Source organism: Geodermatophilus sp. SYSU D00814 (assembly GCF_054050055.1).
In genome coordinates, this window is sequence record NZ_JBJGYP010000010.1 from 144,251 (window position 1) to 163,002 (window position 18,752).

The following is an 18,752-nucleotide window of genomic DNA, read 5'->3' on the forward strand; positions in this document are numbered from 1 at the left end:
CGGTCGGTGCCCCCGCGCGGGCTGCCGATGGAGGCTCCGTGCGAGGGATGACCAGGGCCGCCGTGCCGATCGGCGTCGTGGCCATCGTCCTCATGCTCGTCGTGCCGCTGCCGGCGGCGTTCCTGGACCTGCTGCTGGGCCTGAACATCACCGCGTCGCTGCTGATCCTGCTGGTCGCGATGCAGATCCGGCGGCCGCTGGACTTCGCCGTCTTCCCGTCGCTGATCCTCATCGCGACGCTGTTCCGGCTGGCCCTCAACGTCTCCTCGACGCGGCTGGTGCTCAGCGACGGCTACGCCGGCAAGGTCATCGAGGCCTTCGGCCACTTCGTCATCGGCGGCTCGCTCGTCGTCGGCCTGGTGATCTTCGTGATCCTCACGATCATCCAGTTCGTCGTGATCACCAACGGTGCCGGCCGCGTCGCCGAGGTCGGTGCCCGCTTCACCCTCGACGCGATGCCCGGCAAGCAGATGGCCATCGACGCCGACCTCAACGCCGGGCTGATCAACGAGGAGCAGGCCCGCAAGCGGCGCTCGGAGGTCACCAGCGAGGCCGACTTCTACGGCTCGATGGACGGCGCCTCGAAGTTCGTCAAGGGCGACGCGATCGCGGCCATCGTCATCACGCTGATCAACCTCGTCGGCGGCTTCGCCGTCGGCGTCGTGCAGAAGGGCATGGCGCCGGGCGAGGCGGTCTCGACCTACTCGCTGCTCACCGTCGGCGACGGCCTGGTCTCCCAGATCCCCGCGCTGCTGCTGTCCACCGCGACCGGCATCATCGTCACCCGCTCGGCCTCCGACGGGGACATGGGCAGCGACCTGCTCGCCCAGCTCGGCCGGTTCCGGCAGCCGGTCCGCATCGCCGGCGGCGCCGCGCTGGCCCTCTGCCTGATCCCCGGCCTGCCGAAGCTGCCGTTCCTGGTCATCGGCGGCGCCTTCCTGCTCATGGCCGCCCGCATGCAGGAGGTCCCGGCCGACGACGAGACCGCGCCGGCCGCCGAGGCCGACGACGAGCCGCGGCCGGACTCCCCCGAGGCGATCGCCGAGCGGATGCGGGTCGACCCTCTCGAGCTCGAGGTGGCCTTCGACCTGGTCGACCTCGTCGACACCGCCCGCGGCGGCGACCTGCTCGACCGGGTCAAGGCGCTGCGCCGGAAGGTCGCGATGGAGACCGGCCTGGTCATCCCGCTGGTGCGGACCCGCGACAACCTCGACCTGCCGGCGTCGCAGTACGTCATCTGGCTCAACGGCGTCCCCGCGGCCAAGGGCTCCTCCCCCGCCGGCACCGTGCTGGCCATCGGCGACGCCCTCGACGGCCTGCCCGGCCGCCCCACCCGCGAGCCGGTCTTCGGCCTGCCCGCGAAGTGGGTGCCGGCCGAGCTGCAGCGGCAGGCGGAGATGGCCGGCGCCACCGTCGTCGACCGCTCCTCGGTCATCACCACGCACCTGGCCGAGGTCGTCCGCCAGCACTCCGCCGACCTGCTCGGCCGCGAGGACGTCCGGCTGCTGGTGGAGATGGTCCGCCGCAGCCACCCCGTCGTCGTCGAGGAGCTCACCCCGGCGCTGCTCACCCTCGGCGAGATCCAGCGGGTGCTGCACGCGCTGCTCACCGAGAACGTGTCCATCCGCGACCTGGTGCGCATCTTCGAGGCGCTGTCGCTGCGGGCGAAGACGTCGACCGACCTCGACGGCCTGGTCGAGGCCGTGCGCGCGTCGCTGGGCGCCGCGATCAGCCACCCCTACGTCACGCCCGACGAGCGGCTGCACGTGCTGACCCTCGAGCCGGCCTTCGAGCAGCGGCTGCTCGAGGCGGTCCGGCACGGCGACGGCGGCCAGGTGCTGGCGCTGGACGCCGGCTCGGTCGACGCGCTGGTCACCGGCTGCACCGGGCTGCTCGAGGTCGCCGAGAACCACGGCCTCTCGCCGGTCCTGGTCTGCTCGCCGCAGGTCCGCGCCGCACTGTCCCGCCTGGTCCGCCAGGTGCTGCCCCGGCTGCCGGTGATCTCCTACGCGGAGGTCTCCCGGACGGCCCAGATCGAGTCCCTGGGAGTGGTGAGCGGTGCCGTTGCCATCCGTTGAGGCGCCCACGCCCGAGGCCGCGGTGGCCGCGGCGCGGGAGCGGTACGGCAACGCCGTCCGGATCGTCGGCGTGCGCCGCGTCCGCTCCGGCGGGGTCCTCGGCTTCTTCGCCACCGAGCGGTTCATCGCCGAGGTGGAGGAGGTCGAGCCGGCCCGCCGCGCCCCCGCGTCGCGGTCGGAGTCGGCGCGGCGCATCGAGGCCGCGCTCAGCCGCGACCCCGGGCCGCTGGCCGACACCGGCGCCTTCCTGCGCGCCACGGAGATGCACCGGTCCCGGCCGGCGGCCGCGCGGACCGCCGCGCTCCCCGACCCGGTCGACGAGCTGGCCGGCCTGCTCGGGTCCGGCGGCGCCGGCCCGGACGTCGACCTCTACTCGCGGACGTCGGTGGCCGCGGGCCGCGGCACCGCTGCCGGTGGGGCCGCGTTCCGCCCGGCCGCGGTGAGCCGCGCGGCTGCCGCCCGTCCCGCGGCTGCCACTCCCGCCGCTGCCACGCCCCGCCGGGCGCCGAGGACGGCGGTGCGCCCGCCGGCGACGCCGGCCGGACCCGCCGGTCCCTCGCCGTTCACCGCTGCGCTCGCGCAGGTGGTGGCCGGCGACCGCGAGGTCCGCGAGGCCGTGGACGACGCCGTCCGTGTCGCGGCCGCCTCGTCCGCCGCGGAGGCGCTGCGGGCGCTGACCGAGGCCGCGGTGGCGACGTCGACGACGCCGTCGCCGGAGCCCGTGCCGTCGCCGGAGCCGGAGGTGCCCGCGTCCCGGTCGGTGCTGCGGACGCCGGCGCCCGCGCCCGCCGGCCCGGCGCTGCCGCTGGCCGCCGCCCTGGCCGCCGCGATGGCCGCACCCGCTCCCGCCCCTGCCCCTGCGGCCGCCGCCCCGGCTCCTGCGCCGGTCGCCGAGGAGCCGGTCGCGGAGGATCCGGTCGTCGAGGTCATCCCCGAGGAGCCGGTCGCCGAGGAGTTCCCGGTCGAGGAGTTCCCGGTCGAGGAGCTCGCCGTCGAGGAGCCCGCCGACGAGCGGCCCGTCCCCGACCTGGACATGTGGGCCGAGCCGGTCCCCGCGCCGCGCGTCGCCGCCGTCGTCGAGCCGGTGGTCGAGCCCGAGCCGGTCGTCGAGGAGCCCGTCGTCGTCGAGGAGCCTGTCGTCGTCGAGGCCGTGGCCGAGGAGCCCGCCGTCGTCGAGGAGTCCCTGCTCGACGAGCTGCTGGGCGGCACCGGGCCCGCCGCCGAGGAGGTCGCTGATGAGATCCCCGCGCGGCTCGCCGAGGTCCCGGCCGACGACTTCGCCACCGACGTGCTGCCGGCCGTCGTCGTGGAGCCGGTCGAGGTGCCGGCTCCCTGGGCCGACCCGGACCCCACCGAGCCGACCACCGGCCGCGAGGAGGCCATCGCCGAGGTGCTGCGCGCCGCGCTGGCGCACGACACCCCCGACGACGCGCTGACCGACATCCTCCGCGGCGTCCTCGCCAGCGCCTCGACGCAGGGCGGCGTGCACCGCGGCCGCCCGCCGGTGCCGGTCACCGCCCAGCGCCTGGACCGCGAGCCGGCGTGGGTGGAGACCTCCGCCGAGAGCGACGAGTGGGAGGCCGAGGAGGCCGAGGAGGCCGGCACCGAGCTCGTGGCGCTGGCGCCCACCGCCAGCGACCCGGCGCCGCTGCTCTCCGACGCCACCGCCGTCCTGCCCCCGCTCTCCCTGCTGCCGCCGACCCCCGGCACCGCGCTGGCCGTGCCGCCGCTGCTGGGGCGCCCGCCGGTGCCGCCGCGCCGCCTCCCGCCGGTGCCCGGGCACGCCGTCGCCCGGGTCGCCGCCCCGCAGCGGCCCACCGGCCTGGCCACGGTCACCCGGCTGCCGGTCGACACCCGCGCGGGCCGGGTCGTCGTCCCCTCGGTGCGCGAGCGCGCCGCGGGCGGGCGGTCCGGACGCGACCTGGTCGACCCGCGGGCGGTCGAGGCGGCCTGCGTCGTCGCTCGGCTGCGGGGCCTCGGTGTGCCCGAGGACCTGCTCGGCGGCGGCTTTCCCGCCGACGTCGCCGCGCACGGCACCTACGCCGCGCTGACCCGCGCCCTGCGGTCGCTCCCGGCCGCCCCGGCCGCGCCCGCCGGCCCCGGCGAGGTGCTGCTGGTGGTCGGTCCCGGCGTCGAGACGCTCGCGGCCGCGCGGTCGCTGTCGGTCTCGATGCGCCTGGACGCCGACCGGCTGCAGTGGGCCACCCGCGGCGACCTCGCCGCGCTCGCGCCCGAGGCGGGCCGGATCACCTCCGTCGACACCGCGATCGAGCGCAAGCAGGACGCCGCCCGGGCCGGGACGCCGACCGTCGTCGCCGTCGACGCCCCCATGCGCGCCGGTGGCCGCACCTGGCTCGAGCAGGTCATGGCGATCTTCGCGCCGTCGGCGGTGTGGGCCGTCGTGGAGGCGACCCGCAAGCCCGAGGACGTCGGGCCGTGGCTGGACGGGCTGCCCCGGGTCGACGCGCTCGTCGTCCAGGACACCGACCTCACCGCCGACCCCGCGGCCGTGCTGGGCCGCACCACCGTGCCGGTGGCCCTCCTCGACGGCGTCCGCGCGACCGCACACCGCTGGGCGTCGCTGCTGTGCGAGCGGCTGGAGACCGCTGAGGCATGAGCCTGCTGCGCTGGGACGTCCTCGCGGTGGGGTTCCTCCTGGCCCTGCCGGTGCTCGCGCTCGGCGTGCGCGGCGACTTCTCCCCCGACGAGGTCGCCGCCCGGCTGCCCTGGTGCCTGCTGGCCGGGTGGGGCGCGGTGGCGCTGCTGCGCTACGCGGCGACGCCGCCGCGCACCCCGCCGGCGCAGGGCGCCACCGAACCGGCACCCGAGGCCGAGGACCCCACCTCCTGACCCGCGGTACGCCGCCTCGCCGGTGGTCCTCGTCCGTTGCCGGTCCTGCAGCACCGGCAACGCGCGAGGACCACCGGCAGTGCGCGGTCCACAGGACCGGCAGCCGTCCACGGACGTGCTGACCGGCCACCGGGCACGGCGCGTCGGCAGGACGTTGGCCGCATGCCGTCCGAGGGGCAGCCACCGCTCGTCCTGCGTCGCCACCTGGTCACCGGCGGCTGGAGCGACGACGAGGTCGCCCGCGCGCGACGCTCCGGCGCGTTGTCCCGCGTGCGCCGTGGGGCCTACGTCGAGGGCGCGGTGCCCACGGCGGCCGCGGTCCACCACCACCTCCTGGTCCGGGCCACCGTCGCCGGGCTGCGCCGCGACGCCGTCGTCAGCCACGAGTCGGCGGCCGTCCTGCACGGACTGCCCACCTGGGGACTGCGTCTGGGCCGCGTGCACGTGACCCGGCGTCCCCCTGCCTCCAGCGACGTCAGCCGCACGTTGCGCTGCCACGTCGCCCGGCTGGAGGACGACGAGGTCACCGCCGTCGGGGGGATCCCCGTGACCGACCCCGTGCGGACGGCGCTCGACCTCGCCCGCTGCCTGCCGTTCGAGGTGGCGGTGGTCGTGCTCGACGGGCTCCTCGCCGCGCGGCCGGCCGACGCTGGTGCCCTGCAGGACGGGCTCGTCCGTGCGGCCGGGACCCGCGGCAGCCGTGCCGCGGCGCGGGCCGTGGCCTTCGCCGACGGGCGCAGCGAGAGCGTCGGCGAGAGCCGCAGCCGCGTCCTGCTCCACCGGTTGCGGCTGGCGCCCAGCGATCTCCAGCACCCGGTGCGCTCGGCCGACGGGACGCTGCTCGGCCGAGCCGACTTCGCGTGGGAGGCGGAGCGGTTGCTCGGGGAGTTCGACGGGCGGGTGAAGTACGGGCGGCTGCTGCGCCCCGGGCAGGCCCCGGGCGACGTCGTCTTCGAGGAGAAGCGCCGGGAGGACGCGATGCGCGCCGAGGGTTGGGGCATGGTCCGCTGGACCTGGGACGAGATCAGCGGCTCCGGTGCGCTGGCCGTCCGCGTCGACCGCGCGCTGGGGCGGCGGCGGCCCGGTGCGTGACCGCACTGCCGGGTTCCTCGTGCACTGCCGGTCCTGCAGCACCGGCAGTGCACGAGGAACGCCCGCAATCCAGCCGGAGCGAGCGGGCCCTACCTCAGAGCGGGAGGTCCTCCAGCATCTCGGTGACCAGCGCGGCGATCGGCGAGCGCTCGGAGCGGGTCAGCGTGACGTGGGCGAACAGCGGGTGCCCCTTGAGCTGCTCGACCACCGCGGCCACGCCGTCGTGCCGGCCGACCCGCAGGTTGTCCCGCTGCGCGACGTCGTGGGTGAGCACCACCCGCGAGCCGCTGCCCAGCCGGGACAGCACGGTCAGCAGCACGCCGCGCTCGAGGGACTGCGCCTCGTCGACGATCACGAACGAGTCGTGCAGCGACCGGCCGCGGATGTGGGTCAGCGGCAGCACCTCGATCAGCTCCCGCGACGCGATCTCGTCGAGCACGTCCCGGGACACCAGCGCACCGAGGGTGTCGTAGACCGCCTGGGCCCAGGGCGACATCTTCTCGCCCTCGCTGCCGGGCAGGTACCCGAGCTCCTGCCCGCCGACGGCGTACAGCGGCCGGAAGACGACGACCTTCTTGTGCGCCCGCCGCTCCATCACCGACTCCAGGCCCGCGCACAGCGCCAGCGCCGACTTGCCGGTGCCCGCGCGCCCGCCGAGGGAGACGATCCCGACGTCGGGGTCGAGCAGCAGGTCCAGCGCGACCCGCTGCTCGGCCGAGCGCCCGTGCAGCCCGAACGCCTCGCGGTCGCCGCGGACCAGCCGCACCTGCTTGTCCGGCGTCACCCGGCCCAGCGCCGACCCGCGCGAGGACAGCAGCACCAGCCCGGTGTGCGCCGGCAGCTCCGCGGCCGCGGGCACGTACACCTCACCGGCGTCGTACAGCGCCGACAGCTCGGCGTCCTCGAGACCCACTTCGGCCATGCCGGACCAGCCCGCGTCGACGGCGTCGAGTGCCCGGTACTCGTCGGTGTCCAGGCCGACGGCGGCCGCCTTCACCCGCAGCGGCACGTCCTTGGTGATCAGGCAGACGTCGCGGCCCTCGGCCCGCAGGTTCAGCGCCACGACCATGATCCGGCTGTCGTTGCTGTCGTTGCGGAAGCCGGCCGGGAGCACCGCAGCGTCGCTGTGGTTGAGCTCGACGTGCAGCGTGCCGCCGTCCTCCCCCACCGGGACCGGCGCGTCGAGGCGGCCGTGCGCGACGCGCAGGTCGTCGAGCAGGCGCAGCGCCTGGCGCGCGAACCAGCCGAGCTCGGGGTGGTGCCGCTTGTCCTCGAGCTCACCGATCACCACGAGCGGCAGCACCACGTCGGCGTCGCCGAAGCGCAGCAGCGCGCGGGGGTCGGAGAGCAGGACGGAGGTGTCGAGGACGTACGTGCGGCGCAGAGTCACGAGTCGTCTCCCCTGAGGTGCGGGACCGCACCCCTTCTCGAAGGTGGCCGGGCCCCGGCACAGGGGCCGGGAACCGGCCCCCTGGTCGACGAGAACGTCAGCACCAACCGGGCCTCCCGTGGACTCCGGGGCGGGCCCGTCGTCCACCCCGGACGCTAGAACGGGGAGGTGACAGTCACATGACGAGGAGGCGGCGTGTCCTCCATCGGGGGGACCCAGCCGTCCCAGCCGTCCCACCTGCGGGTCAGCTGGACTCCCGGCGGAACCGCCGCACGCCGAAACACCAGCCGAGCGCCGCCATCGCGAGGGTCAGCCCGAGCCCCCACCACGCCGTCGCCGAGGTGTAGGAGCCGTCGAACAGCGAGCGCACCCCCTCGACGACGTGCTTGAGCGGGTTGACGTCGCTGACCGCCTGCAGCCACCCGGGCGCCAGGCTCATCGGCAGCAGGATCCCCGACAGCAGCAGCACCGGCAGGACAACGGCGTTGAGCAGCGGCGCGAAGGCGTCCTCGCTCTTGAGCGTCAGGGCCAGCGCGTAGGACACCGCGGAGAACGCCGCGCCGAGCAGCGCGACCAGGGCCAGCGCCAGCACCACCCCCACCAGCGGGGCGCGCAGGCCCAGCGGCAGGGACACCAGCACCAGCACGGTCCCCTGCACCAGCAGGACGACGACGTCGCGCAGCACGCGGCCCAGCAGCAGCGCCGTCCGGCTGGCCGGGGTGACCCGCTGGCTCTCCACGACGCCGGCCCGCCACTCGGCGATGAGGCCGAACCCGACGAACAGCGCGCCGAAGATGCCGAGCTGGACGAGGATCCCGGGCACGAACACCTGGTAGGCGTTGCCCGACCCGAGCTGGCCGGACAGCGGCTCGAGCAGCGGGCCGAACAGCAGGATGTAGAGCACCGGCTGGGTCAGCCCGATGACGACCCACGCCGGGTTGCGCAGCGACAGCCGCATCGCCCGGGCGAAGACCGTCCAGGTGTCGCGGGCGACGCTGTTCGTCGCGACGGGCAGGCTCACCGCAGGGCTCCTTCCGGTTCGGGGAGCGCCGCCGGCGCGCCCTCCTCGCGCAGCGACCGCCCGGTCAGCCCCAGGAAGACGTCGTCGAGGCTGGGCCGGCGGCTCTCGACGCCGGCCACGCCGATGCCCGCGGCGTCGAGCTCGCGGACCAGCTGCACCAGCGCGCTGCCGCCCTGGGGCACCCGCGCGACCACCCGGTCCCCGTGCACCTGCGGCGGCTCGGCGCCCGGCAGCCCGGCGACCAGCCGCGCCATCTCACCGGCCCGGTCGGAGCGGGCGGCGGTGACGGTCAGGACGTCGCCGCCGACGCGGGACTTCAGCGTGTCCGGGGTGCCCTCGGCCACGATGGCCCCCCGGTCGATGACGAGGATCCGGTCGCACAGCGCGTCGGCCTCGTCGAGGTAGTGGGTGGTGAGGAAGACCGTCGTCCCCCGCTCCTCGCGCAGCCCCCGGATGTGGTCCCAGAGGTTCGCGCGGGCCTGCGGGTCCAGGCCGGTCGTCGGCTCGTCGAGGAACACCAGGCCCGGCTCGTGCACCAGGCCCATCGCGATGTCGAGCCGGCGGCGCTGGCCCCCGGACATGGCCTTGGGCCTGCGCTCCCACAGCCCCTCGAGGTCCAGCTCGGTGAACAGCCGCCGGCCACGGGCGACGGCGTCGGCGGTGCTCATGCCGTAGAGGCGGCCGTGGTCGACGACCTCCTCCCCGGCCAGCGCCTCCGGCTGGGTGGAGCCGCTCTGCGACACGTAGCCGATGCGCCGGCGCACGCCCACGGGGTCGGCCAGCAGGTCGCAGCCGGCCACCGTCGCGGTGCCCGCCGTGGGCGCCAGCAGCGTGGTGAGCATGCGCAGCGTGGTGGTCTTGCCGGCGCCGTTCGGCCCCAGGAAGCCGACGATCTCGCCGGCCGCGACGTCGAGGTCCACCCCGGTGACGGCGTGGACCTCCTGCTTCCTCCTCCGGAAGGTGCGGGCCAGCCCGCGTGCCTCGATCACGCACCCCAGTGTTCAACTTTGACTACCAGGCGGTCAACCGGTTTCCGGCGGGTCGCGGAGGACGGCCGGCGGCCAGATCCCGTCGGCCGGGAGGTCGGGCCCGGGCCCGTCGCCGGCGAAGCGGTAGTGGCCGGCGTCCAGGCGCCCGCACACCTCGCGGACCCACGCCCGCTCGCCCTCGATCCAGTGGCCGGTGACGGAGAACAGCTCGGCGGTGCTCGCGGGCGCGAACCGGCCCGCGGCCAGCGCGCGCAGTCGCGCTGCGGTGGCCGAGGCGGCGGCCTCCAGCTGCAGGGACCGCGCCCGCAACGCCTCGCGCACCTCCGCCCGGGGCAGGACGGTCACGAAGCACAGCCCGGCCAGCAGCCGGGAGGGGTCTCCCGGGTCGGGCTCGCGCAGCGCCTGGTCCAGCAGCCGCCGGAACTCCACCTCGCCGTCGGGGGTCAGCCGGTAGGACACCGGCTCGCCGGACAGCTCCTCGACCAGGCCGAGGCCGGCCAGCGTGCGCAGGCCGGAGTAGATCGACCCCGGCTTGACGTGCGCCCAGTCCTCGACCTGCCAGCTCAGCAGCTCACGGCGCAGCAGGTAGCCGTGCACCGGCTGGAACACCCGGACCGCACCGAGCAGCAGCAGCCGCGTGGTGGACATGCGCCCACTCTGCCCGCCGGCCGCTCCCCCGCGACAGCGCCGTCACTCCCGCCGTCACTCCCGCCGGCGGTCCCGGGGCACCTCGGGCAGCCGCCGCAGCTCGCGGGTCCGGGGCGTGCGCGGCGGCCCGCCGTCGTCCGGTGGTGGCCAGCCGGCCAGGTCGTCGTCTGGAGGCCAGTCGTCCCCGCCCCGCGCGGCGCGGCCGCCCCGGGGCCGCAGCGCCACCAGCGCCCAGACCACCGGCACGAGCAGCACCGGCCACTGCACCCGCAGGTCGCCGAACCGGAGGAGGCCGGCCAGCAGCAGCGCGAACAGCCACCCCGCCGTCCACAGCCCGAGCAGGCGGGCCTCCCGGGGGTCGCGGCGCGGCACGGGTCAGGCGGCCGACAGCTCGGCCGTGACGACGGCGGGGGTCAGCGGCTCGTCGAGCAGGCGCACGAAGCGGCCGGCGACGTCCTGCTCGGCGGGGCGGGCGGCCAGCCAGCGGTGCAGCAGGTCGTAGCCCTCGACGTAGGTGGTGATGTAGGCCCGCCACAGCGGGTGGGTGAGGAAGCGCAGCTGCTGGCGGGCCCGCTCGGCGCTGACCAGCGACCAGCGCTGGATGTAGGCGGCGACCTCGTCGGCGTCGGTCCCGCGGTCGTGCAGCAGCACGGCGGCGTCCTGCCGGACCCGGTTCAGCGGCGCGGCGGCCGCGGCGATCCGCTCGGCGAGGTGCCCGTCGAAGCGCAGCCCCAGGTCGCCGAGCACCTCCGCCGACCACGGCCCCCAGCCCTCGCCGACGGCGGCGTCGACGCCGAGGTCGGCCAGCCCCTCGGCCATGAGGCACTCGGGGGTGTTGACCAGGAAGACGGTGTGCTCGAGGTGGCCCGCGCGCTCGACGAGGCCGCGCTCCTTGCGGCAGTGCTCGGTGTGGTGGCCGGGGTAGGACTCGTGCGCCACCAGGTGCACCAGCTGGCTGAGCCGGTGCGGCAGGTCGGCGTTGATCGCCACCCGGGACCGGAAGTCGCCCTCGTAGTAGTTGAACCCCGACCACGGCTTGTCGGTGACCACCTCGTAGCGCACCGTCTCGGCCTCCGGCAGCCCGTACCGGCCGCGGACCCGGTCGCGCAGCGCGCTCGACAGCGCGTGCACCGCGGTCTCCAGCCGCTGCGGCGGGCACTCCTCGCGGCGCCGGTGGGCCGCGTAGCGCTCGGCCAGCCCACCCTCCCCGGGCAGCAGGGTGTCGAGCTCGGCGTGCGCGGCGGCGTAGGCGGCCGGGTCGCCGAGGGTGAGGTCGACCTGGAAGTAGCTGCGCACCTCGTCCAGGAAGGCGACCGGCTCGCCGTTCATCTTCCGGGCGCTGCACTCCAGGCCGGTGAGCTGGCCGCGGAGGAACGCCGCGCGGTCGGCCGGCAGCCCGGCGGCGTCGAGCTCGCCGAGCAGCGCGCGGGCCTGGTCGCGCAGCCCGGACGGCGTGGGCGCGGGCTCGCTCTCCACCTCGGCGCGGATCCGCTTCTCGCCGGTGTAGGCGTCGACGAAGCCGGACTCCAGCCGGTCGAACCGCAACCCCAGCCGGACGTACTCGAGGGGGAGGTCGACCGCGCCGGCTGCCATGGGCGTCAGTCTCTCAGCCCCCGAAGCGGCGGTGCCGCGCAGCGTAGGCGCGCAGCGCCCGCAGGAAGTCGACCCGGCGGAAGTCGGGCCAGTAGACGTCGGTGAAGTGGAACTCCGAGTGCGCCGTCTGCCAGAGCAGGAAGCCCGACAGCCGCTGCTCGCCGCTGGTGCGGATGACCAGGTCCGGATCGGGCTGGCCGCGGGTGTACAGGTGCTCGGCGATGTGCTCGACGTCGAGGACCTCGACCAGCTCGTCGAGCGAGGTGCCCTTGGTGGCGTGCTCGGCGAGCAGCGAGCGGACGGCGTCGGCGATCTCCCGCCGCCCGCCGTAGCCGACGGCGAGGTTGACGTGCGCGCCCGGCCGGCCGCGGGTGGTCTCCTCAGCCTGCTTGAGGACGGCGACGGTCTCGGCCGGCAGCAGCTCCAGGGCGCCGACCGGCCGCAGCTGCCAGCGCCGGTCGGGCGCGGAGAGGTCCTCGGCGACGCCCTCGATGATCCGCAGCAGCGGGGTGAGCTCCGGCTCGGGCCGGCTGAGGTTGTCGGTGGAGAGCAGGAAGAGCGTGACCACCTCGACGCCGGCCTCGTCGCACCAGCCCAGGAACGAGGCGATCCGGTCGGCGCCGCGGCGGTGCCCGGCGTTGGGGTCGAGCAGCCCGGTGGCCCGCGCCCAGCGCCGGTTGCCGTCGATGATCGCGCCGACGTGGCGGGGGACGGGGGCCCCGACCAGCTGGCGCGCCAGGCGCCGCTCGTAGAGCTGGGTCAGCGCGTCGCGGACCCACTGACGCGCCCCCACGGGGTAGAGCGTAGGACCCCCGCGACGCCGCCGTTCCGGCGGCGCGCCACCCCCTCCCCCGCCTGCGGCGTTGCCACCGACCTCACAGCGGCGTCGCGGTGCACGGCGACCTACGCCTCCGTAACCTCGGTGCATGAGCGCACCCTCCGACGACCTCCAGCCCGTCCGGGTGGAGGCCGACGACGCCGAGATCGAGGCGCCGCGGGGCGCGGCCGTCGGTACCGTCCTGGCGGAGGGCGAGGCGGTCCAGCACACCTGGACCGCCGCGGACTTCGCCGACGGCGACTGGGAGCACCCCGACACCCGGCCGCGGATGCGCGGCTGGCTGCACCTGTTCGCCTTCTTCGGCGCGATCGTCGCCGGCGCCGTCCTCATCCCGCTGGCCGCGGTGCTGGGGGCGCGGTCGGGGTTCTCCGTCGCCGTCTACTGCCTCACCATCTGCGGCCTGTTCGGCATCAGCGCGCTCTACCACCGCCGCCGCTGGTCACCGCGCGGCTGGAAGGTCATGAAGCGGCTCGACCACTCGATGATCTTCCTGTTCATCGCCGGCACGTACACGCCGTTCTCGCTGCTCGCCGTCGACCAGCCGACCGGGTACTGGGTGCTGGCCGGCGTCTGGGCCGGGGCGCTGGCCGGCGTCTGCCTCAAGCTCACCTGGCCCACGGCGCCGCGCTGGGTCGGCGTGCCGCTCTACGTCGGCCTGGGCTGGGTCGCGGTCTTCATCCTCACCGACATCCTGCACATCGCCGGCGTCACGTCCCTGGTGCTGCTCGCCGTCGGCGGGGTGCTCTACACCCTCGGCGGGGTGGCCTACGCGGTGAAGTGGCCCAACCCGGTGCCCGGCGTCTTCGGCTACCACGAGGTCTTCCACGCGATGACGATCGTGGCCGCGATCTGCCACTACATCGCCGTCTACTTCGCGATGTACAACTCGCCCTTCGTGTGACCCGGTCCGTGCGCGTCCGTGGACGTGCACGGACTCAGGCGAACAGCGGGCGCTCGTCGAAGCGGCGGGACACCCGGCCGGCCAGGCGCCAGGCGCGGGCGACGGCGTCGCGGTCCTCCTCGGTGACCAGGTTGCCCATCACCCGCAGGGCCACGGTCATCAGCGCGCGCGAGCGCATGCCGACCGGACCCGCCGCGGGCAGCAGCCGCGGGAGGGTGAGCAGGCCGGCCAGCCGGCGGGCGACGGAGAACGCCTCGCCGTAGTGCCGCCGCAGCGTGGCCGGCCACGCCCCCGACCAATCAGGCTCCCCGAGCATCCCGGCCAGCGTCCGGCCGGTCTCCAGGCCGTAGTCGATCCCCTCGCCGTTGAGCGGGTTGACGCAGCCGGCCGCGTCCCCGACCAGCGCCCAGTTGCGCCCGGCGACGCCGGACACCGCCCCGCCCATCGGCAGCAGCGCCGAGGCCGGCGCGTGCACCGGGCCGTCGAGCCGCCAGTCCTCGCGGCGGGCGGCGGCGTAGGTGCCGAGCAGCGCGCGCAGCTGCACCCCGGCCGGACGGCGGGCGGTGGCCAGCGTGCCGACGCCGATGTTGACCTGCCCAGCGGCCTCCCCCAGCGGGAAGACCCACCCGTAGCCCGACAGCAGCGCCCCGTCGGCGTCGCGCAGCTCCAGGTGCGAGGAGATCCACTCGTCGGCGCTGCGCCCGGAGGTCACGTAGCCGCGGGCGGCCACGCCGTAGGCGGTGTCGCGGTGCCACTGCCGGCCGAGCCGGCGGCCCAGCGGCGAGCGGGCGCCGTCGGCGACGACCAGCCGCTCGCAGCGCACGGTGGAGCGCTCCCCGCCGACGTCGAACACGACGCCGGTGACGCGGTCGCCGTCCCGCTCGACGTCGACGGCCCGGGCGCCCTCCAGCGGGGTGGCACCGGCCTGCACGGCGCAGGCACGGATCCGGGCGTCGAGCTCGGTGCGCGGCACGGCGCTGCCGTGGTCGGGGAAGGCCCCACCGGGCCAGGGCAGCTCCCACACCTGGCCGAAGCCGGCCGCCCGCAGGCCGCGGTTGCGGGCCCGCCCGCGCGCCCAGTCGCCGAGGCCCAGCAGGTCGAGCTCGGCGACCGCCCGCGGGGTGAGCCCGTCGCCGCAGGCCTTGTCGCGGGGGAAGACGGCGGCGTCGGCCAGCAGCACGTCGTGACCGGCGCGGGCCGCCCAGGCCGCCGCGCCGGAGCCGGCCGGGCCGGCCCCCACCACGAGGACGTCGGTCGAGGACGGGACGGCGGAGGGGGCGAGCACGTCCCCAGTGTCCCTGGTCAGCGACGCGTGCCGGCCGCACGCCGGGGCCGGGCTGCCGGCCGGGCGGCCGGCAGCCCGGCCGGGATCACAGCTCGGGCCCGCGGGCGCGGACCTCCTCCACCGAGGCCATGGCGTCGCGCAGCTCGGTCAGCCAGGCGTCGGCGTGCTGGCCGACCAGCCGCACCGCCCACACCAGCGCCTCGGATCGGGAGCGGGCGACGCCGGCGTCGACGAGGGTGTCGAGGACCAGCCGCTCGGGCTGGCGCAGCCGGGTCATCACCGGCACCGAGGCGTTGGTGAACAGCTCGCGCACGTCGCCGCAGGCGGCGCCCCAGGCCACCGAGCGGCCGTAGCGGGCCTGGGCGGCGTCGGCGATCGCCATGCGCTGCTCGCGGGTGTCCTCCCGGAAGCGGGAGATCCGCCCGGACCGGGCGGCGGTGGGGTCGCCCTCGCCGGCGTCGGGCTCGGCCAGCGAGCCGACGACGGTGATCTCGTCGCGGTCGACGGTGATCTCGACCGGCCCGGTGAACCAGCCGTCGGGCAGCCGGCCGGCGAACCAGCCGGCCACCTCGGCCCGGTCGACCGGCGGCGGCCCCTCGGCGCCGCGGCCGCGGCCGCCGGGACCGCGGCCCCGGAACCCGGGCGCGCCCATGCGGGCGAAGGCGGAGTCGGCGAAGCGGTGGTGTCCGTGCACGGGATCCTCCTCGGATACCAGGTGATTACACGCTTACACGGTAGCGCCGCCGCCCGCTCGGAGCACTACGCCGAGAGCGGACGACGACGCGGCGTCGCGCGCCGGTGACCCTGGCGTCATGTGCCGTGTCGTGTCGCGTGCAGACCCCGCTCACTCGTCACATCCTGCCGGTGAACGGCGCACCGGATCGGCATCTCCAGGCATGTCCAGCCGTAGCGCCGACGGACGTGTCGGCGGACTCTTCCCTCGTCCGCACCACCCCTCCCCCTGACCCCGGGAGCCCCACATGAGAACCACCAGCACCCGCGCCGCCGTCGTCCTGGCCGCCGCGGCGGCCGTCGTGACCGGCGGCGTCCTGCCCGCCTCCGCCGCCCCGGGCTGCAGCACGGCCTGGGGCTCGCTGCCCGAGACCGTGTCCGACGACGGCGGCGGCACCCTCGACGGCGTCCGCGCCGGCCGGCACACCTGCTACGACCGGCTGGTGCTCGACCTCGACGGGATCGACGCGTCCGCCGTGTCCTACGACGTGCGCTACGTCGGCCAGGTCGCGCGCGACGGCTCGGGCGCCCCGGTCCCCCTGCGCGGGGCCGCCGACCTGCAGGTGGTCGTGCACACCCCGGCCTACGACGACCGTGGCGCGGCCACCTACGACCCCGCCGACGACGCCGAGGCCGTGGACGTGGCCGGCTACAGCACCTTCCGCCAGGTGGCCTGGGCCGGGTCGTTCGAGGGGTCGAGCACCGTCGGCCTCGGCGTCCGCGCCCGGCTGCCCTTCCGGGTGGTCGTCCTGAACGGTCCGGGCGACGGGTCGCGCCTCGTCGTCGACGTGGCCCACACCTGGTGAGCCGCCCGGGCGGGCCCGCCGGCGTCAGCGCGCCGGCGGGTCCGTCCGGCCGTCGGTGTCCTTGGGGCCCTCGATGGCCCGCGGCGCCCGGCGCAGCGTGTCGAGCAGGTCCTGGCCGGGCTGCCGCGGCTCGACGAGGTCGGCCGGGGTGTCGGGGACGACGACGCGCGGCCCGTCCTCCTCGTCGAAGCTGGGCGGGATCCGCTTGAGGTGCCGGCTCATCGACCGGACCAGCAGCGCCGTGGCCAGCAGCAGCACGAGGATCAGGAACAGCCCGAGCGGGCCGGACTTGCCGACGTCCTCGGGCAGCTGCTGCTGCTCGGCGGCCAGCACGGCCGTGGCCAGCCCGGTCACGGGACGCGCACCTCGCTGCGGATGCCGGCGAACAGGTCGTCCTCGGGGAGCGGCGAGTCCACCAGCGAGCGGGCCAGCTCGTAGTCCTCGGTGGGCCACACGCGCTGCTGCACGTCCATGGGGCAGGCGAACCAGCGGCCGGTCGGGTCGATCTGGGTGGCGTGCGCGATGAGTGCGGCGTCGCGGACCGGGAAGTACTCCGCGCAGGACACCCGGGTGGTGACCCGGTGCGACATGTCCCGCTCGGGGTCCCAGGAGGCCAGCCACTCGGCGTAGGGCGACTCCGCGCCGGCCTCGAGCATCGCCTCGTGCAGCGCCCGCATCCGGGTCAGCGTGAAGCCCATGTGGTAGTAGAGCTTGCTCGGCTGCCAGGGCTCCCCCAGGCCGGGGTAGCGCTCGGGGTCGCCGGCGGCCTCGAAGGCCACCACCGAGATCTCGTGGGTCTTGATGTGGTCGGGGTGGGGGTAGCCGCCGTTCTCGTCGTAGGTGAGCACCACCTGCGGGCGGAACCGCCGGATGACCTCGACCAGCGGCGCCGCGGCCTCCTCGGTGGGCACCAGCGCGAAGCAGCCCTCCGGCAGCGGCGGCAGCGGGTCCCCCTCGGGGAGGCCGGAGTCGACGAAGCCGAGGAACTCCTGCTCGACTCCGAGGATCTCGCGGGCGCGGGCCATCTCCTCGGCGCGCAGCTGGGGCAGGCGCTCCCAGATCTCGGGACGGTCGAGTGCCGGGTTGAGCACCGAGCCGCGCTCACCACCGGTGCACGTCGCCACCAGCACCTCGACGCCCTCGGCGACGTACTTCGCCATCGTCGCCGCGCCCTTGCTCGACTCGTCGTCGGGGTGGGCGTGCACGGCGAGCAGGCGCAACGGGTCTGCTTCGGTCACCGGACCAGTGTCCCCCGCGGTGGGGACGGCCCGCCGCGCCGCGGTGGTCCGGACGGGTGGATGTGCTGCTCCTCACGCCGTCCGCCGGTAGCGTGCTCGCCCCCCTGCCGTGCCGCCGGGTCGGTGCAGGAGCCCTCCGGCCGGTGTTAGCTTGGCCGGATCGACGTCGACCGTCTCCCGGCCGGGAGACGGCCCCCGAGCCGCAGGAGAACCCCGCGTGACCACCCCCACTGAGAACGAGCAGGGCATCTGGCTGACCCAGGAGGCCCACGACCGGCTGAAGGCCGAGCTCGACCAGTTGGTGGCCGGCCGGCCCGCCATGGCGGCGGAGATCAACGCCCGCCGCGAGGAGGGCGACCTCAAGGAGAACGGCGGCTACCACGCCGCCAAGGAGGAGCAGGGCAAGCAGGAGGGCCGGATCCGCCAGCTGACCGACCTGCTGCGCAAGGCCCGCGTCGGCGAGCCCCCCACGACGGTGACCACCGCCGAGCTCGGCACCGTGATCACCATCCGGTTCCAGGGCGACGAGGAGACCGAGAAGTTCCTGCTCGGCTCCCGCGAGATCGCCGGCACCACCGACCTCGCCGTCTACTCGCCGGAGTCGGCGATGGGCTCGGCGATCCTCGGGGCCGAGCCGGGCACGACGGTCACCTACAAGGCGCCCAACGGCCGCGACATCACCGTCGACGTCGTCGCCGTCGAGCCGTTCGTCCCCTGACCGGGGGCGCACCCGTGCGCACGGCCCGCTCCCGGCGGGCGGAGAACACCGGCTTCACCTGCGGGTGGTGCCACTCCGACGTGCCGGCGAACACCGACGGGCACTACCGCAACCACTGCCCGTACTGCCTGTGGTCGCTGCACGTCGACGACCTGCCCGGCGACCGGGCGAGCGAGTGCCGGCAGCTCATGGAGCCCGTCGGGCTGGTGGAGAAGTCGGGCAAGGGCTGGCAGGTGGTGCACCGCTGCACGGCGTGCGGCCACCGCCAGCCCAACCGGCTCGTCCGCGACGGCGAGGCGCCCGACGACCTGGACCTGGTGCTGCGCCTGCCCTGGCTCTGACCCGGCCGGCGCCGCGACCACGTCGGCACAGCGACCACCTCGGCCCGCGACCACGTCGGCACCGCGACCATCTCGGCACCGCAGCACGTCCTCCCCCACCGCAGCACGTCCTCCCCCACCGCAGCGCGTCCTCCCCCACCGCAGCGGGGGGGGCCGCCCCGCCGCCCCGGCGGGGGGTCGCCCCCCCATCAGGTGACCTGTTGGTGGGGGCGGCCCGGCCGGGGGGGGGGGG

General features: G+C 75.9%; 19 protein-coding genes. 8 read left to right on the forward strand and 11 right to left on the reverse strand.

Features of this window, described 5'->3' with window-relative positions:
- The first annotated feature begins 47 nt into the window (after nucleotides 1-47).
- The 4 genes from flhA to ACI780_RS10155 all read left to right on the forward strand — a co-directional run bounded on the left by flhA (nucleotide 48) and on the right by ACI780_RS10155 (nucleotide 6,020).
- Nucleotides 48-2,078: a flagellar biosynthesis protein FlhA gene (gene flhA, locus ACI780_RS10140; RefSeq protein WP_456869464.1), complete on the forward strand. Its 2,031-nt coding sequence runs from the start codon at nucleotides 48-50 to the stop codon at nucleotides 2,076-2,078.
- On the forward strand, nucleotides 2,059-4,695 hold the full coding sequence (locus ACI780_RS10145; protein WP_457002643.1) for a hypothetical protein: 2,637 nt from the start codon (nucleotides 2,059-2,061) through the stop codon (nucleotides 4,693-4,695). Before flhA ends, ACI780_RS10145 begins: the two co-directional genes overlap by 20 nt.
- Nucleotides 4,692-4,928 carry a hypothetical protein gene (locus tag ACI780_RS10150; protein WP_457002645.1) on the forward strand — a complete coding sequence of 79 codons (237 nt, stop codon included), beginning with the start codon at nucleotides 4,692-4,694 and terminating at the stop codon, nucleotides 4,926-4,928. Before ACI780_RS10145 ends, ACI780_RS10150 begins: the two co-directional genes overlap by 4 nt.
- Nucleotides 4,929-5,090: 162 nt before the next feature.
- Complete coding sequence (locus ACI780_RS10155) at nucleotides 5,091-6,020, forward strand: type IV toxin-antitoxin system AbiEi family antitoxin domain-containing protein (RefSeq protein WP_457002647.1); 930 nt, start codon at nucleotides 5,091-5,093, stop codon at nucleotides 6,018-6,020.
- A gap of 94 nt (nucleotides 6,021-6,114) precedes the next feature.
- Here ACI780_RS10155 and ACI780_RS10160 read toward each other — a convergent pair whose 3' ends face one another.
- From ACI780_RS10160 to ACI780_RS10190, 7 genes are all read right to left on the reverse strand, one after another.
- Nucleotides 6,115-7,410 carry a PhoH family protein gene (locus ACI780_RS10160; protein WP_457002649.1) on the reverse strand — a complete coding sequence of 432 codons (1,296 nt, stop codon included), beginning with the start codon at nucleotides 7,408-7,410 and terminating at the stop codon, nucleotides 6,115-6,117.
- A gap of 244 nt (nucleotides 7,411-7,654) precedes the next feature.
- Nucleotides 7,655-8,431 carry an ABC transporter permease gene (locus tag ACI780_RS10165; RefSeq protein WP_457002651.1) on the reverse strand — a complete coding sequence of 259 codons (777 nt, stop codon included), beginning with the start codon at nucleotides 8,429-8,431 and terminating at the stop codon, nucleotides 7,655-7,657.
- Nucleotides 8,428-9,420, reverse strand: coding sequence for an ATP-binding cassette domain-containing protein (locus ACI780_RS10170; RefSeq protein WP_457002653.1), 993 nt, complete (start codon nucleotides 9,418-9,420; stop codon nucleotides 8,428-8,430). The genes ACI780_RS10165 and ACI780_RS10170 overlap by 4 nt, the downstream gene beginning before the upstream one ends.
- Nucleotides 9,421-9,453: 33 nt before the next feature.
- Nucleotides 9,454-10,068, reverse strand: coding sequence for a PadR family transcriptional regulator (locus ACI780_RS10175; RefSeq protein ID WP_457002655.1), 615 nt, complete (start codon nucleotides 10,066-10,068; stop codon nucleotides 9,454-9,456).
- Nucleotides 10,069-10,122: 54 nt separating this feature from the next.
- Nucleotides 10,123-10,440 (reverse strand): hypothetical protein, encoded by a 318-nt coding sequence (locus tag ACI780_RS10180; RefSeq protein ID WP_457002657.1) that lies wholly within the window; start codon nucleotides 10,438-10,440, stop codon nucleotides 10,123-10,125.
- A gap of 3 nt (nucleotides 10,441-10,443) precedes the next feature.
- Nucleotides 10,444-11,661, reverse strand: coding sequence for a DUF885 domain-containing protein (locus ACI780_RS10185; protein WP_456869469.1), 1,218 nt, complete (start codon nucleotides 11,659-11,661; stop codon nucleotides 10,444-10,446).
- 13 nt (nucleotides 11,662-11,674) lie between these two features.
- Nucleotides 11,675-12,454 carry an isoprenyl transferase gene (locus ACI780_RS10190; protein ID WP_456869470.1) on the reverse strand — a complete coding sequence of 260 codons (780 nt, stop codon included), beginning with the start codon at nucleotides 12,452-12,454 and terminating at the stop codon, nucleotides 11,675-11,677.
- 133 nt (nucleotides 12,455-12,587) lie between these two features.
- Between ACI780_RS10190 and trhA the strand changes: the two genes are divergently transcribed.
- Complete coding sequence (trhA, locus tag ACI780_RS10195) at nucleotides 12,588-13,400, forward strand: PAQR family membrane homeostasis protein TrhA (RefSeq protein ID WP_456869471.1); 813 nt, start codon at nucleotides 12,588-12,590, stop codon at nucleotides 13,398-13,400.
- Nucleotides 13,401-13,434: 34 nt separating this feature from the next.
- On the opposite strand, the gene ACI780_RS10200 is transcribed toward trhA, so the two are convergent.
- Together ACI780_RS10200 and ACI780_RS10205 are read right to left on the reverse strand one after the other, a co-directional pair.
- Entirely contained in the window at nucleotides 13,435-14,685 is a 1,251-nt protein-coding gene (locus ACI780_RS10200) for a geranylgeranyl reductase family protein (protein WP_456869472.1), read from the reverse strand.
- An 85-nt stretch (nucleotides 14,686-14,770) separates the two neighbouring features.
- Nucleotides 14,771-15,379, reverse strand: a complete 609-nt coding sequence (locus tag ACI780_RS10205) for a hypothetical protein (RefSeq protein ID WP_456869473.1) — start codon at nucleotides 15,377-15,379, stop codon at nucleotides 14,771-14,773.
- A 286-nt stretch (nucleotides 15,380-15,665) separates the two neighbouring features.
- Between ACI780_RS10205 and ACI780_RS10210 the strand changes: the two genes are divergently transcribed.
- Nucleotides 15,666-16,223 (forward strand): AMIN-like domain-containing (lipo)protein, encoded by a 558-nt coding sequence (locus ACI780_RS10210; RefSeq protein WP_457002660.1) that lies wholly within the window; start codon nucleotides 15,666-15,668, stop codon nucleotides 16,221-16,223.
- A gap of 24 nt (nucleotides 16,224-16,247) precedes the next feature.
- On the opposite strand, the gene ACI780_RS10215 is transcribed toward ACI780_RS10210, so the two are convergent.
- Together ACI780_RS10215 and mca are read right to left on the reverse strand one after the other, a co-directional pair.
- Complete coding sequence (locus ACI780_RS10215) at nucleotides 16,248-16,577, reverse strand: hypothetical protein (protein WP_457002662.1); 330 nt, start codon at nucleotides 16,575-16,577, stop codon at nucleotides 16,248-16,250.
- Nucleotides 16,574-17,461 (reverse strand): mycothiol conjugate amidase Mca, encoded by an 888-nt coding sequence (mca, locus tag ACI780_RS10220; RefSeq protein WP_456869476.1) that lies wholly within the window; start codon nucleotides 17,459-17,461, stop codon nucleotides 16,574-16,576. Before mca ends, ACI780_RS10215 begins: the two co-directional genes overlap by 4 nt.
- Before the next feature lie 217 nt (nucleotides 17,462-17,678).
- Between mca and greA the strand changes: the two genes are divergently transcribed.
- Together greA and ACI780_RS10230 are read left to right on the forward strand one after the other, a co-directional pair.
- Nucleotides 17,679-18,179 carry a transcription elongation factor GreA gene (gene greA / locus ACI780_RS10225; RefSeq protein WP_456869477.1) on the forward strand — a complete coding sequence of 167 codons (501 nt, stop codon included), beginning with the start codon at nucleotides 17,679-17,681 and terminating at the stop codon, nucleotides 18,177-18,179.
- A 14-nt stretch (nucleotides 18,180-18,193) separates the two neighbouring features.
- Entirely contained in the window at nucleotides 18,194-18,520 is a 327-nt protein-coding gene (locus ACI780_RS10230) for an RNHCP domain-containing protein (protein ID WP_456869478.1), read from the forward strand.
- Nucleotides 18,521-18,752: the final 232 nt, after the last annotated feature.